Genomic DNA, 15,422 nt, shown 5'->3' with positions numbered 1-15,422 from the left:
TATATTGCACATTCACAAATGTATCCAAATAATTTTCCTATTCTGCTAAAAATATGTATTTTCGCAAACTGATTATAAACACATAATATAAAATGGCAATTTTAGGCGAAATTAGAAAGAGATCATGGCTTCTGTTAGGTGTAATAGCCTTAGGATTGGTGGCATTTCTTTTCAACGCAGATACTTTTGATAAAATGTTCTCAAAAAACCCGAACGTTTTTGGTAAAGTGAATGGCGAAGATATTACAAGAGATGAGTACAACGACCAGTTATTCATCATGCAGCAACAGGCTCAGCAGCAAGGTCAACCTACAAAAGGTCTTGAGGAGCAGGCTTGGCAGATTCTTGTACAGTCAAAATTAATCAAGCAACAGTTTGATAAAATGGGTCTCCAGCTGACTGATGATATTTTCTGGAGCCAATTGCAATACGATCCAATGTTCGCTCAAAATCAACAATATTTTGATGAGAAAGGTAATTTCAAACTTCAGGAAATTAAATCTGAAATAGAAAAAGCTCAAACGACTAGTCCTGAGAATTATTCTTATTGGTTGAAGAACAGAAAATCAATCGAGTACAGAATGATGGCTAGAATGTTATTCGGAAATATCACTTCAGGAATCACAACCAGCAAAAAAGAAGCTGAATTGATGATCAAGTTCCGTGATGATATGGCAAACATCGATTTTGTAAAAGTTGATTACCTTGAATTCTCTAAAAAGAATGACGTAAAAGTGACAACTCAAGATCTTGCAGATTATATCAAATTGCATCCAACAAGATTCAAAGCAACTGCTAGCAGAAATTTGGCTTATGCTTATTTCCCAGCTACTCCAAGTGCTCAGGATGATGCTGCAACATTGAACGAAATCAACAAATTATATCTTAAAGGAACAGATGCTTCTAACGGAGCAGAAAACTTCCAGAATACAACAAACGATTCTATGTTCGTAGAATTGAACTCTGATGTTCCTTTCATTCCTCAGTATGTAACTACTTCTCAATTACCTCAAGAAATAAAAAATAAAGTTGCTACTGCTTCTATAGGACAGACTTTTGGTCCTTACAAAGAACAAACGCTTTATGTCGTTTCAAAATTATTGGATAGACAAATGAAGCCTTCTGATTCTGTAAGTTCAAGCCATATTTTGATTGGATATAAAGGAGCGGAAAGATCAACAGCTACAAGATCTAAAGAAGAAGCTAAAGTTTTAGCTGAGAAAATTTTGGCTGAAGTAAAATCAAATCCTGCTAAGTTTAACGAAAACCTTAAACAATCTGATGAACCAAATGCTGTCGAAAGAAACGGAAGTGTAGGTTGGACAACGCCATCATCTCCATTTGCGCCAGGATATTTAAGTTTCCTAGCATCTCACAAAAAAGGAGATATTGGATTAGCTGAGACAAATTTTGGTTACCATATTATTAAAGTCGATGAAAGACCAGAAAGTTTAAAATATAAAGTGGCTCATCTTGCTAAAAACATCAAAGCCTCTGACAAAACAGAAAATCAAGTTCTTACTCAAGCAACAAGATTCATTCAACAGACTGAAGGAAAAAGTTTCAATCAATTCAAAAGCTTAGCTGAAAAGAACAAGTACAGATTCGATAATCCTAAAACGGTTGGTCGTTTTCAAGGAACGCTTCCAGGTCTTAACACAGATAAGGATAGCGATGTGATTGCTTGGGCTTTTGATAAGAAAAGAGAAATTGGTGATACAGATATCTTTACAGTAGAAGGAACTGGTGACAGAATTGTAGCTTACGTTGTAGGAAAACAAGATGAAGGTCTTGCAGATCCGGAAACTGTAAGAGATCAAATTGAGCCAATTGTAAAAAATAAAGTTCTTGCTAAGAAAATTATTGAGAAAATCAACGCTGGAAAATATTCTACTCTTGATCAGGCAGCGAAAGCATTTGGAACTACAAAAGGAAATACAGATGTTAACTTGTTCAACCCAGCTGTAAATGGTGCTATGGAGCCTAAAGTTGCTGGTGCAGCATTTGGAGTGGCAAATAACAAATTATCTCAGCCAATTGAAGGAATGACAGGTGTTTATCTAGTGGTTAAAAAATCTGTTAAGACTAACAAATTGCCGGGTGATATCAAACAGATTACAGAGTCTATCAACCAGCAAAACTCTCAGCAGTTTACAGGCGCTTTCTTGAAGAGTCTTCAGGATAATGCTGACATTAAAGATTTTAGAATCGAAGTTTGGGACAAAACAGCTCAGAAATAATTTCCCAACATTTATCAATATAAACAAAAGCGGCATAATTGTCGCTTTTGTTGTTTTTTATTTATATGAATTATAAACCCAATATGCTTATATTTGCTAATTAGTAAAACCCAAATAAAACGTGAAGTTAAGTAAAGAATTAAAAACAGGATTAATCGCTATATTCGCCATAATTGGTTTCGTTGTGCTTTATCAGTTTATGAAAGGAAAAAATCTTTTCACAACAGATAATGTGTTCTATGCCAAGTATGATAATGTAGAAGGACTTTCTGTTTCCAATCCTGTTTCTATAAATGGATTGAAGGTAGGACAAGTAGATGAAATAAAACCGATAACTACAAAAGATGGCAAATTACATTTTGTTGTTAAATTGACAATAGACGACAAATTCGAGTTTTCAAAAAATTCTACTTTAGAGATTTTTGAACCAGGATTGATGTCAGGAAAAGAAATGAAAATCAACCTTGCTTATGGAGGAGGAATTGCAAAAGATGGTGATACGCTGAAAGGAAATTATCAATTGTCGATGCTTAATTCTCTTTCGTCTCAAGTAAAACCTGTTAAAGATCAATTGTCAAATGTATTATTGAGGTTGGATTCAACTTTAGCAAGTACAAACAAAATTGTAGATGAGCAAAACAGAAGAGAAATCAAATTGTTGTTGTCAAATCTTAACAGAACCATCGAATCTTTTAAAGGTGCATCTGATAGAACAAATGCTATTCTTGCCAATAATGAAAAAGGTCTTCACGAAGTTGTTGCTAATGCTAACAATGCAATGGTGACGGCTCACAAAACGTTGGATAAATTTGGATCTGTTGCAGAACGTGTAGATATCGATAAACTAAACGGAACAATTGACCAGTTCAACCAAACCGCTGGAAAACTGAATAACGTTATTTCAGGCATACAAAACGGAGAAGGTTCTCTTGGTAAATTGGCAAAAGATGAAGAGCTTTACAATAACCTTGAAAAGACTTCTAAAAACCTAAATGCTTTGGTAGAAGATTTCAAAGCTAATCCGAAAAGATATGTGAACTTCTCGGTTTTTGGTAAAAATTCTGAAAAAAAGTAATTTATGCAATATATTGACAATGTAATATTTCTGATTTTATTGATTGCAGGTTTCGGCTTGTTTGCTAAAAGCCTGAAAGAATTATATCGCAATATAAAACTCGGAAGAGAAATTGACCGAACCGACAGAAAAGCAGAACGCTGGGCAACTATGACCAGAGTGGCGCTTGGACAGAGCAAAATGGTAAAACGTCCTATCGCTGGGGTTTTGCACATTTTTGTTTATGTTGGATTTGTCATTATCAATATAGAATTATTAGAAATCATTGTCGATGGTATTTTCGGGACACACAGATTTTTAGCAAGCGTTCTTGGAGAATCATTTTATTCCTTTTTCACGGCAACTTTAGAGATTCTTGCAGCTTTAGTTGTATTTGCAGTTGTCGTATTTTTCATCAGAAGAAATTTTTACGGAGTCAAGAGATTGACGATGAAAGAACTTTTCGGTTGGCCTAAACATGATGCCAACTGGATTTTGATTATTGAATTTGCATTAATGGTTGCTTTCTTCACAATGAACGGTGCAGATTATTATGCAGATTCCGCTCGTTTCAGTTCCAATTTTCCAATTTCAAAACATCTATTTCCATTCTTTGGGAATTTCAACTTAGAAACACTTCATATTGTCGAAAAATCTGCTTGGTGGTTTCACTTTGTGGGGATTCTTTTCTTTATGAATTACCTTTATTATTCCAAACATTTGCATATCATTTTAGCATTCCCAAATACTTGGTTTGCTAATCTTGAGAAAAAAGGAAAATTCAATAATTTGGATTCTGTAACAACAGAAATCAAATTGATGATGGATCCGAATGCAGATCCTTACGCAGCTCCTGCAGAAGGTGAAGCTGAAGTTCCGTCAAAATTCGGTGCAGAAGATATTTTTGATCTTAATCAACATCAACTTTTAAGTGCTTATTCTTGTACAGAATGTGGAAGATGTACATCGGTTTGTCCAGCTAATATCACAGGAAAAAAATTATCCCCAAGATTGATTATGATGAAAACCAGAGATCGTTTGGAAGAAGTTGGGAAAAATCTAAATACAAACGGAGGTAAGTTTGTAGATGACGGAAAAAAATTACTTAACGACTATATCACCAAAGAAGAACTTTGGGCTTGTACTACTTGCAACGCTTGTGTAGAAGCTTGCCCGGTTTTAATTGATCCTTTATCAATTATTTTCGAAATGAGAAGATTCTTGGTAATGGAACAATCCGCAGCGCCACAAGAATTAAACTTAATGATGACCAATGTGGAAAACAATGCAGCGCCTTGGCAATATAATCAAGCTGATAGATTGAATTGGGCTAATGATTAATCTCTTAAAGTAAAAAGAACATTTACATTAATACAAAATACATTTTTACAACAAATGGATTTCACTATAAAAACAATGGCAGAATATGCAATGGAAGGCAAATCTCCGGAAGTTCTCTTCTGGGTTGGTTGTGCCGGAAGCTTTGATGATCGTGCTAAAAAAATAACCCGTGCATTTTGCAAAATCCTTAATAAAATCAATGTAGAGTTTGCTGTTTTGGGACAAGAAGAATCTTGCACTGGAGATCCTGCAAAACGTGCTGGGAATGAGTTTGTTTTCCAAATGATGGCTTTGACCAATATCGAAGTTTTGAATGCTTACGATGTTAAAAAAATAGTAACAGCTTGCCCACATTGTTTCAATACTTTGAAAAATGAATATCCAAGTCTCGGTGGAACCTATCAAGTGTTGCATCACACTCAATTTTTAAAAGATTTGATGAATGAAGGCCGATTGAAAATCGAAAGCGGAAGTTTCAAAGGGAAAAAAATTACTTTCCACGATCCTTGTTATTTGGGAAGAGCAAATGATGAATATGAAGCACCAAGAATGCTCTTGGAAAAGTTAGATGCGGAATTAGTAGAAATGAAACGTTGCAAAACCAACGGATTATGTTGTGGTGCTGGTGGTGCTCAAATGTTCAAAGAGCCGGAAAAAGGAAATAAAGACATCAATATCGAAAGAACAGAAGAAGCGCTTTCATTCGAGCCAAAAGTGATTGCTACAGGTTGTCCGTTTTGCAATACAATGATGACTGATGGTGTAAAACATTTCAACAAAAATACAGAAGTAGAAGTAAAAGATATTGTCGAGCTTTTGGCAGAAGCAGAAGATCTTTAAATCATCTTTATAATAAAAATTAAAGCCTCAGAATTTCTGGGGCTTTTCATTTTACGGATTTAGATAAAAAATCCGTAATTTTATATCTTTAAATTTCAAAAAAGAAATCGCCACCAGCGATTCCTTAAGACAAATAAAAATCAATAAATATCTTCTTATGAAAATCGAGGAATCCAGTATTGTAGAAACAAACGATTACCGAGTTATTATATACCCAGCGTCCAGACCGTTTACAGCGAAAGAAAGTAAAGTGATTGCCGAAAAATTGTACGATTTCTTAAGCGATTGGGCAGCGCACGGAAAAGAGTTATCTTCTTCTTTCAAAATAGAAAAAAATCAATTTATCATTATCTGTGTTGATGAAGAAAAAGAAGCAGCTTCTGGCTGTAGCATTGATGCACTTGGAAAAATAATGAGAGAGTTAGATGCAGAATTTGATCTTGGATTATTTGACAGGATGAAAGCTAGCTTTGTAGAAAATGGTGAAGTAAAAACTTTGAAATTATCAGATTTTAAGCATAAAATCAGAAGTGGCGAATTGTCAAAAGATATCGAGGTTTTTGATTTCTCTAAAAATACTTATCTTGATTTCCTAAGTCATTTTTTACAGCCTTTTGCAAGAAGCTGGGCATCGTCAATTTCATAATTTGATTCATCTTTACAATTAATTTCAAAACATCATTTTGAAAGTTCTTTTCCTGACAACTGCGCACAGATATAATGATGATCGTATTTTTTATCATCAGGCATTGGAATTAGTGAAAAGAGGGTTTGATGTGAAAATTTGTAGTCTTTCTTCAGATTTTGAAGGCACGATTGATGGAATCCAGATAGAATCTTATTCGGTTTTAGATCAATCTTCTAAACAAAAGGAAGATTTATTTCTTAAAATTTGTAATGCTTTTCGACCAGATTCAATTATTTGTTCTGAGCCACTGGCTGTAATCGCAGCAGGAAAATACCAAAAAATTAAAAAGTCAAGTATCGTTTATGACATTACAGAATGGTATCCATCATTCAGAATGTTGCAACCTTATTCGTGGTTGCTGAAGCCTTTTCATTTGATTAAGTTTTTTCTGATTCAGTTGTATGCAGGATTTCTGAGTACCCATTTTATTTTTGGAGAAGATTCTAAAAAATTCCCGTTGATGTATTGGTTTCCATTCAAAAAGAAACTAACACTGCCTTATTATCCCGATGATATTTACATTAAAAAACATATCAAACAAATCGAAAAAAATAAAATTACACTTTGTTGTACGGGACGGATTTCTAAAGAAGATGGAATTGATAATTTTTTTCAGACAATTGATTTTGCTAGAAAGAAAAAACCGAATTTAGAAATATCAATTTTAATTGTTGGAGCGCCTAAAAGAGATTCTGATGTCACACATTTTAATCAACTTTTAGAAAAATATGCTTGGAAAAATATCACTATCGTAAAGCCTACAAGTTTTGAAACGTTCACGAGTTCTTATTCTGATGCGGATATTTGTTTTGATTTGAGAGAAAAAAACTTTGAGTACAACAATTCTTTACCAATCAAGTTGTTTTATTATGCTGCGTCTGGTAAGCCAGTTATTTATACCAATTTGAAAGCGATTAGAAAGCATATTGATGTTTCAAAATTCGGATATTTGGTTGAGCCAGAAAACTCTGAATTGATTGCAGATTTGATTATAAATTACACAGAGAACCCGAGTCTTTATGACAAGCACGCTCAAAATGCAAGAGTCAATTATGAAAAAAAATACAACTGGGATTTAATTAAGCAAACATTTGTAGATTTTGTAAAACAATCTGAAAAGTGAAATATAAAGCAGTAGCAGAGACATTTGTTTCCCGATTTTTGATGCTGATATTGAATTTCGGATTGATTATCTTTTCTACCAATATGTGGGGCAGCGCAGGTAAAGGAACAATCTCTATTGTGACTTTGGATCTTGCTATTGTTGTGTTTTTTAGCAATATTTTTGCAGGAAGCAGTGTCTCATATTTTGCATCCAAATACAAAATAGAAAAACTGTTAGGATACGCTTATATTTGGTCTGTCTTGGTAGGTATATCGGTTCCGTTACTGGTTAGTTTATTCCATCAACAAGATTATCTTTTTTATCTTATTCCACTTTCTGTTTTCTCGTCACTATTGGCTGCTAATACCAATTTTTTCATTGGTAAACAGGAAGTTAGGTTGTATAATTTATATACTATTTTACAATTGGTAGTTCACATTGTTTTTATTTTCGCGATTATATTTTTGCTGAAAATAATGACCGTTGAATCCTATTTTTTGGCTCAGATTTTTTGTTTTATATTTTTGTTCCTGATAAGTTCTGTCAGACTTTTGAAAAGATGCAGCATAAAGAATATCTCTTTTGAAAAAGAAGTTGTAACTCATGTATTCAACTATGGTTGGAAAACGCAACTAAGCGCATTTGTGCAATTTCTTAATAACAGAGTATCATTTTATTTCTTAGAATACTATAAAGGTATTGCTAGTGTCGGTATTTTTTCTGTGGGTGTTGCATTTTCTGAAGCTATTTGGACAGTCAGCAGAAGTCTTGCTTTAGTTTTATATTCCGAAGCTTTGGATGATGAAAATAAAGGGAGTCTCATTCTCAAAACTAAATTATCCATCAAAATCAGCTTCATCTCAACAGCCTTGTTTATTGGCGTTGTTCTACTCTTGCCAGCTCAGTTTTACACTTGGATTTTCGGCAAAGATTTTTCACAGACTAAGCTGATTATTTTAGTTTTATCTCCAGGGATTTTAGCGATTGCAGTCAGCAATATTGTTGGATTTTATTTTGCCGGAATTAACAAATTGAAAATTCTTAATATCAAATCTTTTATAGGTTTTATAGTCACAATGATCACTTCTATTTTTCTAATTCCAAGATTAGGAATTTTAGGCGTTTGTATTGTAACTTCGCTTTCCTATTGTGTTTCGTCAATTATTTTACTTTGGAATTTTTATCAATTGACACATTTTAGCATCAATGATTTTTTATTTTCGAAGTCAGAAATAAAACTAATTTTACATAAAATCAAAAACAAACAACAGAATGGAAGTTAAACTTCTATTAAAAGGCAACAATACCTATTCTTGGATTCAGAATGAGAACCTATCTTTCATAGGTTATTTTTTTGATGAAAATCAGCATCTTTATCGTAATCAGGAAGCTGTCGATTATATCAGTAAAGAATTGCAAACAGTTTCTTTGGAACAAATTTGCAAAAAAATCAATGGCTTATTTTCGTTAATTGTTGTTTCTGAAAAAGACTATTATCTTGCCAGTGATGTGGTTAATTTTTTTCCTCTTTTCTATAAAATTAATAATAATCAAGTAGTAATCTCGGATTATTGGGACGTTATTTTGGATTTTACAAAGACATTTGATTTCAATAAGCCTGCAGTTGATGAATTCGAAACAGCTGGCTTCGTTTTGTCTAATGAAACTTTGGATAAAAACATTTACAAAACCAATGCTAATCAAATTCTAAAAATCTCTAATCTTGAGCAGAAAGCGACACAATATAAAAACTTTATCACAGATTTTTTCTTTGAGAAATCTTTTAGAGATTTGGCAATAGATTCAGAACAAGTTTTGATGCAGGTTGGAGAGAAATTAGTGTCATTTCTAGATGGAAGAACTGCTGTTGTACCTCTTAGCGGTGGTTATGATTCTCGCTTAATTGTCAGTTTGCTAAAGAAAATGAATTATGAAAAGGTAATTTGTTTTACTTATGGAAAAATTAATCCAGAAGTCCCAATCAGTAAAAAAGTAGCAGAAGAATTAGACTATGATTGGTATTTTGTAGATTTTACAAAGATTGATGTTGAGAAAGTTCTTTCAGATCAATCATTTCAAGATTATTTGGATTTCGCAGCGAATGGCTATTCAATGCCTTATTTGATGGAATATTTTGCAGTTGGAGAACTTAGAACTAAAAATTTAATTCCGGAAAATTCTGTCTTTTTACCAGGACATTCTGGCGATTTTTTGGGCGGAAGTTATATGAAAAAAACAGTAAAAAATAATATTGATTTTCATAATCTTCCAGCTTTTATAGAATCCAAATATTTTATTTTCACTCAAAAGAATAATAAAAGAAAACAGCAAATTCAACAAAGACTTCAGCAAAGTTTAAATCAAATTGGAAAATCACATTTCTCTGGAGATTATAATATGTCTGTTGAAGAATGGGATATTCAGGAAAAATTAGCAAAATTTATTTTCCACTCGTCGCAAGTATTTTTATATTTTGGTTTCGAAGTTTATTTTCCTCTGTGGGACAAAAATTTGGTTGAGTTTTACAGAAAAGTTCCTTTTGAATTCCGTGAAAATAAAAAGCTTTATGATTTCGTTTTAGAAAAATATTTTTTCCAGCCACAGAATATAAGTTTTGATAAAAAAGAACTTAGTGTTTCTGGATTCCAATTTTTTCTTCAGAAAATAAAAGATGCCATACGATATTTCTTCCCTTGGAAGATGGTTTTAAAGCGAATGAATAATGCGGATTGGCCTTATTATCAACGGTTAACTAAAAACATGAAAAGCTATTTGGAAACCAAAAGAGTAAAAGAGTTTACACATTTTAAAACTTATAATGCAGTAATGTGTGCTTGGTATATTGAGTATATTCAGGAAAAATATAAGTATTAATATTCTATCTTTGCAAAGATGAAACTAAGAATATCCATAATTTTAACAGCGCTTATATTGTTATTTTCTTGCAGAGGAGATAATGAAGAAGATGTACAAGTGATAGATCAGGTTCTGACGCTTTATGTTAAAAGCGCAACTAATGATCAGGATTTGCTAAATTCTAAGATTCCTGGTTCATACTCTTCCGTTTCTTTATTAGATCTTTTGGATGAGACAATAGCTAACAAACCTATTTCGGGTCAGACTTTTGTAAAAGATGCAGACACGGTAGTTTATATGGATTATCCAGCAGGTGCAATTAGGCTTTTAAAAGATTCTATTAGTCCAGAACTCAAAACTTATTATTCAAACTTTATAATTCGTTACTCGAAAAAAGTAAATGATGTTGTTGTCACTAATTTTGCTTCGGATACTATCCTTATAGAATATAGCTGGACACCTTCGCTTTTTCAGATATCAAAACTTTGGTATAATAATGATCTTAAATTCACAAAAGTTCCAGGTCAGAGAAATGTGGTTCAAATCGTGAAATAAAATCCCTAAATTTGCAATTGTCAGAAAATTAGCATAATTATTCTGATTACGAATACTACTATCAACCAACAACCAAACTATGTTACAGGTTAATTTTTTGCGCGAGAACAAAGAGCGCGTTTTGGAAGGCTTGAAGAAAAGAAACTTCAAGGAATTAGATTTGGTCGATGCAGCGGTTAATGCTGACGACGAAAGAAAAAGATTACAGTTTGAGCTAGACTCACAACTTTCCGAAATGAACAGAATTTCCAAAGAAATCGGAATTCTGATGAAAGACGGGAAAAAAGAGGAAGCTGAAGCTGCAAAATCCCAAACGTCGCAATATAAAGAGTCCAGCAAAGAATTACAAAATCAATTGAATGAAGTTGAGAAGTCACTTCTCAATATTTTATATCAAATCCCAAATATTCCTTACGAGAAAGTAGTTGCCGGCGTTTCTGCTGATGACAACGAGATTGTTTATGAATCTACAACGGTAGAAGGTCTTGGCGAAGGAGCCATTCCACATTGGGAACTGGCTAAGAAATATAATTTGATTGATTTTGAATTGGGTGTTAAAGTTGCTGGTGCTGGTTTCCCTGTTTATTTCGGTAAAGGAGCTAGATTACAGAGAGCTTTGGTTCAATATTTCCTGGACAAAAATACCGATGCAGGTTATCTGGAAGTGAACGTTCCTCACGTGGTGAACGAAGCTTCTGGCTATGGAACTGGACAATTGCCTGATAAAGAAGGACAAATGTATTATGTTGGTGCAGATGATTTATACCTAATTCCAACAGCTGAAGTTCCTGTGACTAATATCTACAGAGATGTGATTATTGAAGAAAAAGATTTGCCTATCAAGAACACAGCTTTTTCTCAATGTTATAGAAGAGAAGCGGGAAGTTACGGCGCGCACGTAAGAGGTTTGAACAGACTTCACCAATTCGAAAAAGTGGAAATCGTGAGAATTGAAAAACCTGAAAATTCTTACGCTGTTTTGGAAGAAATGGTAGAACACGTTAAATCTATTTTGGAAGATTTAGAATTACCGTACAGAATTTTGAGACTTTGTGGAGGAGACACAGGTTTTGCATCTGCAATGACTTATGATTTCGAGGTTTGGAGTGCAGCTCAGGAAAAATGGTTGGAAGTAAGTTCTGTTTCTAACTTTGAAACTTTCCAAGCCACTCGCTTGAAATGTCGTTACAAAGGCGATGGTAAAACCCAATTGGTTCATACATTGAACGGTTCTGCAATGGCTTTGCCAAGAATTATGGCGGCGCTTTTGGAAAATAACCAAACATCAGACGGAATCAAATTGCCAAAGAAAATCGCAGAATATACAAGATTCGAATTGATTAATTAAAATTCTAATACAAACATGAAAGTCGCAAAGTAAATTTTGCGGCTTTTTTTGTTCAAAAATTAATTACTTTACTGTCATTCCTTAAAACCTGACGGACTGGCTAGACATAGTCAATTTATAGTAGGAGATTCCTTCGGAATGAAAAATATTGTTTTTATTTAAAATGTTGTGTTTAACTCAGATACGTAGCTCGACTTGAGAGAAAATCCATTTTTACACAACGCTGTGGAGCGAAAAGAATGGGAGTCCTCCGACAAGCTCAGGATAGACAGCAGACGAGTTAGTTACCCAAATTAAAAGATTCTGAGAGTCAAATATTTAAATTTTCAGAATTAATGTTGTGATTTTCAAAGAAATTGTTTACTTTTGCACCTCGAATAATTATAAAAATTTATAAACAATGTTTGCAATTGTAGAAATAGCAGGGCTTCAATACAAAGTTGAGCAAAACCAAAAGTTGTTTGTGAACCGTTTAAAAGGAGATAAAGGAGCGAAAGTTTCTTTTGATAAAGTTCTTCTTACTGTAAACGGCGCAGTAACTGTTGGTGCCCCGGCTGTAAACGGTATCGCCGTAGAAGTAGAAATTCTTGACCACGTTCAAGCTGACAAAGTAATCGTTTTCAAAAAGAAAAGAAGAAAAGGTTATGCTAAGAAAAATGGTCACAGACAACAATTAACTCAAATCCAGATTGTTTCTATCACTGGTTTTGACGGTGCGAAAAAAGAAGCTAAAAAAGCTGCTCCTAAGAAAGCTGCTAAAGCTGAAGTAACAGAAACTAGCGAAACTTCTGAATAATTTTTAACCCAAAAAGCTTAAAATAAAATGGCACATAAGAAAGGAGTTGGTAGTTCCAAAAACGGTAGAGAATCTCATTCTAAAAGACTAGGTGTTAAGATTTTCGGAGGACAAACTGCAATCGCAGGGAACATCATCATCAGACAAAGAGGTACTCAACACCATCCAGGTGAAAACGTAGGAATGGGTAAAGATCACACTTTACACGCTCTTGTTGACGGTACTGTAGTTTTCAGAAAGAAAGCAAACAATAGATCTTTTGTATCTGTTGAGCCAAACGCATAATCACAAGCGTTTTATAAAATAAAAAATCCCGACTTTTCAGTTGGGATTTTTTTGTATGAATACTTATTTTAAAGTGATTCTAATTGCTCCTCTGTAAATTCCATATTATGGAAAACATTCTGAACATCATCATCCTCTTCAAAACGCTCCAGCATCTTCATATTAGCTTTGAATTGATCTTCAGACATTCCTTTAGTATTATTAGGTATTCTTTGTAATTCGGCACTTTTAGCTTCAATCCCTAGTTCATCCAGCTTGTGAGACAATGAGCCGAAATCTTCGAAAGCAGTTGTAATCATTACTTCTTCTTCGTCTTTTTCTACATCTTCTGCGCCACCGTCGATCATTTCCATTTCGAAGTCATCCCAGTCCATTTTGATTTGAGCTAAATCTATCGTGAAAATACCTTTTCTATCGAATATGAAAGCTAATTCTCCGTTCTTACCAAGATTTCCATCAAACTTGTTAAAAATAGCTCTTACGTTAGCCACTGTTCTTGTAGGATTATTAGTTGTACACTCCACAAAGAAGGCAACTCCGCCTTGTCCATATCCTTCATAAGTGATTTCTTCATAGTTTTCTGCATCTGCACCACTTGCTTTCTTAATAGCTCTTTCGACATTGTCTTTAGGCATATTAGCACCTTTGGCATTTTGGATGCATCTTTTAAGAGCTGGATTAGAATCCGGATCAGGACCGCCAGCTTTTACTGCCAAAGCTATATCTTTCCCAATTTTTGAAAATGTTTTGGCCATCTTATCCCATCTGGCCATTTTTGAAGCTTTTCTATATTCGAATGCTCTTCCCATTACAGTTTTTATTTTATACTACAAAAGTACTGAAATATGGAAACAAAAAAAATACCTCCAATAAAATTGGAGGCATTAATATTTAGAAATAATGTTTAATTATTTTCTTTTTTTAGTTGATTTTTTAGCTGGAGCTTTTTTCACAACTTTTTTCTCTACAACTGGAAGATCTGATTTTTGAAGAGCATCCCAAGCTGCACCATTTACAGCTTCAACAACTACTTTTCTATCAGCTTGTCTTTCAGCATCAGAAGCTTTTTCAGAAACTTTAGCATCTCTCTCTCCAACTCCAACTGATTTCAACTGGCTTGCAGAAACACCTTGAGCTTCTAACGCAGCAACTACAGAAGCAGCTCTTTGTCTAGATAATTTCAAGTTATAAGCTTCAGCTCCTTTAGCATCAGTATGACCTGTTACCAAGAACGTAGCATCCTTAGCACCTTTAAGGATTTCAGCAGCTTGATTAATTTTTCCAGCAGATTCTGCTCTTAAAGTAGCTTTGTTGAAATCAAACAAAATATTTGTAAGTGCACCTGTTGCTTCACTAGCATAAACAGAAGCTGGTTTAGGACAACCTTGGTATTCTTTCAATCCAGGAACTGTAGGACAAGCATCATCTTTGTCTAATACACCGTCTCCGTCTGTATCTGGCCAAGGACAACCGTTGTTTTCTTTAGGACCTGCAACATCTGGACATTGATCGTCTTTATCTGGAACACCATCACCGTCTGTATCAGGACATCCTTGGAATTCTGGTAAACCTGGAGTATCTGGACATAAATCATCCTTATCTGGGATACCATCTTTATCTCTATCTGTGTTACCAAATCTGAACAATAATGAAGCAGAAGCTTGCCAGAAGTTAGCAACATTAGACTTATCTACTGGAGTAGTAACATAATCTCCCTGAACTCCTAAACCGAAGTTTTTAGTTACCCAGAAATTAATACCTGCACCCGTACTTACAGTAAAGTGGTTTGCTTTTCCAGACAAATCTCCATCTTTATTATAAGCTTGGTAAACTTCACCAGACTTTCTATCCCAGTTAGGAAAAGAAAGACCTGTGTAGTCATGTCTTAAGTAGTTAGCACCAACTCTCAAGTATGGATCAAACCAAGACTCTTCATCCCACAATAAACCTGCTGCTTTGAACTGAACACCAAGACCTGTCATCAAGAAGAATTCTTTCTCCATTGCAAATCTTTTGTTATCAACGTTACCAACAGTAGTTTGCCAGTCTAATACGATACCTTTACTAAGGCTTCTCGCAACTGTTAACTTAGAAAGCGGTGGTGTAATTGAATACTTGGAAACTCCAAATAAATTTTCTTTAAAATTGTTGAATGAGAACGTATTGCTGAAGTTATTTCTTTGAGCAACGTGATTCACTCCATGAGCACCTACTCCAATAACCCACTTATTGGTAGTAGTTTGTGCGAAAACAGTAGAAGCAACCGTAAGTGCTAATGCTGAAATTCCTAATTTTAGATTTTTCATAGAATTAA

At 34.1% G+C, this 15,422-nt stretch carries 14 protein-coding genes; 12 read left to right on the top strand and 2 right to left on the bottom strand.

Annotated features, from left to right (window positions below; genetic code table 11):
- Positions 1 to 92 precede the first annotated feature (92 nt).
- From V7P73_RS03255 to rpmA, 12 genes are all read left to right on the top strand, one after another.
- Positions 93 to 2,240 carry a peptidylprolyl isomerase gene (locus V7P73_RS03255; protein WP_333851439.1) on the top strand — a complete coding sequence of 716 codons (2,148 nt, stop codon included), beginning with the start codon at positions 93 to 95 and terminating at the stop codon, positions 2,238 to 2,240.
- 121 nt (positions 2,241 to 2,361) lie between these two features.
- Positions 2,362 to 3,315: an MlaD family protein gene (locus V7P73_RS03250; protein WP_333851437.1), complete on the top strand. Its 954-nt coding sequence runs from the start codon at positions 2,362 to 2,364 to the stop codon at positions 3,313 to 3,315.
- Positions 3,316 to 3,318: 3 nt separating this feature from the next.
- Complete coding sequence (locus tag V7P73_RS03245) at positions 3,319 to 4,635, top strand: 4Fe-4S dicluster domain-containing protein (RefSeq protein ID WP_333851435.1); 1,317 nt, start codon at positions 3,319 to 3,321, stop codon at positions 4,633 to 4,635.
- Positions 4,636 to 4,689: 54 nt separating this feature from the next.
- The gene (locus tag V7P73_RS03240) at positions 4,690 to 5,475 is read left to right on the top strand and encodes a (Fe-S)-binding protein (RefSeq protein WP_333851433.1); all 786 of its coding nucleotides are present in this window, start codon (positions 4,690 to 4,692) and stop codon (positions 5,473 to 5,475) included.
- A 157-nt stretch (positions 5,476 to 5,632) separates the two neighbouring features.
- On the top strand, positions 5,633 to 6,121 hold the full coding sequence (locus V7P73_RS03235; protein WP_333851431.1) for a hypothetical protein: 489 nt from the start codon (positions 5,633 to 5,635) through the stop codon (positions 6,119 to 6,121).
- A 37-nt stretch (positions 6,122 to 6,158) separates the two neighbouring features.
- A complete protein-coding gene (locus V7P73_RS03230) occupies positions 6,159 to 7,286 on the top strand; it encodes a glycosyltransferase (RefSeq protein WP_333851430.1) in 1,128 nt (375 codons plus the stop codon).
- Positions 7,283 to 8,551: a lipopolysaccharide biosynthesis protein gene (locus V7P73_RS03225; protein WP_333851429.1), complete on the top strand. Its 1,269-nt coding sequence runs from the start codon at positions 7,283 to 7,285 to the stop codon at positions 8,549 to 8,551. The genes V7P73_RS03230 and V7P73_RS03225 overlap by 4 nt, the downstream gene beginning before the upstream one ends.
- Complete coding sequence (locus tag V7P73_RS03220) at positions 8,541 to 10,142, top strand: asparagine synthase C-terminal domain-containing protein (RefSeq protein ID WP_333851428.1); 1,602 nt, start codon at positions 8,541 to 8,543, stop codon at positions 10,140 to 10,142. The genes V7P73_RS03225 and V7P73_RS03220 overlap by 11 nt, the downstream gene beginning before the upstream one ends.
- An 18-nt stretch (positions 10,143 to 10,160) precedes the next feature.
- Positions 10,161 to 10,679 (top strand): hypothetical protein, encoded by a 519-nt coding sequence (locus V7P73_RS03215; protein ID WP_333851427.1) that lies wholly within the window; start codon positions 10,161 to 10,163, stop codon positions 10,677 to 10,679.
- Between the two features lie 79 nt (positions 10,680 to 10,758).
- Positions 10,759 to 12,027, top strand: coding sequence for a serine--tRNA ligase (gene serS, locus V7P73_RS03210; RefSeq protein ID WP_333851425.1), 1,269 nt, complete (start codon positions 10,759 to 10,761; stop codon positions 12,025 to 12,027).
- A gap of 400 nt (positions 12,028 to 12,427) precedes the next feature.
- Complete coding sequence (gene rplU / locus V7P73_RS03205) at positions 12,428 to 12,823, top strand: 50S ribosomal protein L21 (protein ID WP_333851423.1); 396 nt, start codon at positions 12,428 to 12,430, stop codon at positions 12,821 to 12,823.
- 27 nt (positions 12,824 to 12,850) lie between these two features.
- Positions 12,851 to 13,108 carry a 50S ribosomal protein L27 gene (gene rpmA / locus V7P73_RS03200; RefSeq protein WP_116035323.1) on the top strand — a complete coding sequence of 86 codons (258 nt, stop codon included), beginning with the start codon at positions 12,851 to 12,853 and terminating at the stop codon, positions 13,106 to 13,108.
- A gap of 68 nt (positions 13,109 to 13,176) precedes the next feature.
- On the opposite strand, the gene V7P73_RS03195 is transcribed toward rpmA, so the two are convergent.
- Positions 13,177 to 13,917: a YebC/PmpR family DNA-binding transcriptional regulator gene (locus tag V7P73_RS03195; protein WP_333851420.1), complete on the bottom strand. Its 741-nt coding sequence runs from the start codon at positions 13,915 to 13,917 to the stop codon at positions 13,177 to 13,179.
- Between the two features lie 99 nt (positions 13,918 to 14,016).
- A complete protein-coding gene (locus tag V7P73_RS03190; protein ID WP_333851418.1) occupies positions 14,017 to 15,414 on the bottom strand; it encodes an OmpA family protein in 1,398 nt (465 codons plus the stop codon).
- Between the last annotated feature and the right edge of the window lie 8 nt (positions 15,415 to 15,422).

The organism is Epilithonimonas sp. (assembly GCF_036780765.1).
In the GTDB taxonomy this organism is placed as follows: domain Bacteria; phylum Bacteroidota; class Bacteroidia; order Flavobacteriales; family Weeksellaceae; genus Epilithonimonas.
This window is presented reverse-complemented; position numbering and strand designations above follow the sequence as displayed.

Bases quoted from the DNA above. Each gene is read 5' to 3' on its own strand.
- serS (WP_333851425.1), top strand. From the start codon at position 10,759: ATGTTACAGGTTAATTTTTTGCGCGAGAACAAAGAGCGCGTTTTGGAA.
- V7P73_RS03240 (WP_333851433.1), top strand. From the start codon at position 4,690: ATGGATTTCACTATAAAAACAATGGCAGAATATGCAATGGAAGGCAAA.
- rpmA (WP_116035323.1), top strand. From the start codon at position 12,851: ATGGCACATAAGAAAGGAGTTGGTAGTTCCAAAAACGGTAGAGAATCT.
- V7P73_RS03215 (WP_333851427.1), top strand. From the start codon at position 10,161: ATGAAACTAAGAATATCCATAATTTTAACAGCGCTTATATTGTTATTT.
- V7P73_RS03220 (WP_333851428.1), top strand. From the start codon at position 8,541: ATGGAAGTTAAACTTCTATTAAAAGGCAACAATACCTATTCTTGGATT.
- V7P73_RS03190 (WP_333851418.1), bottom strand. From the start codon at position 15,414: ATGAAAAATCTAAAATTAGGAATTTCAGCATTAGCACTTACGGTTGCT.
- V7P73_RS03245 (WP_333851435.1), top strand. From the start codon at position 3,319: ATGCAATATATTGACAATGTAATATTTCTGATTTTATTGATTGCAGGT.
- V7P73_RS03255 (WP_333851439.1), top strand. From the start codon at position 93: ATGGCAATTTTAGGCGAAATTAGAAAGAGATCATGGCTTCTGTTAGGT.
- V7P73_RS03195 (WP_333851420.1), bottom strand. From the start codon at position 13,917: ATGGGAAGAGCATTCGAATATAGAAAAGCTTCAAAAATGGCCAGATGG.
- V7P73_RS03235 (WP_333851431.1), top strand. From the start codon at position 5,633: ATGAAAATCGAGGAATCCAGTATTGTAGAAACAAACGATTACCGAGTT.
- rplU (WP_333851423.1), top strand. From the start codon at position 12,428: ATGTTTGCAATTGTAGAAATAGCAGGGCTTCAATACAAAGTTGAGCAA.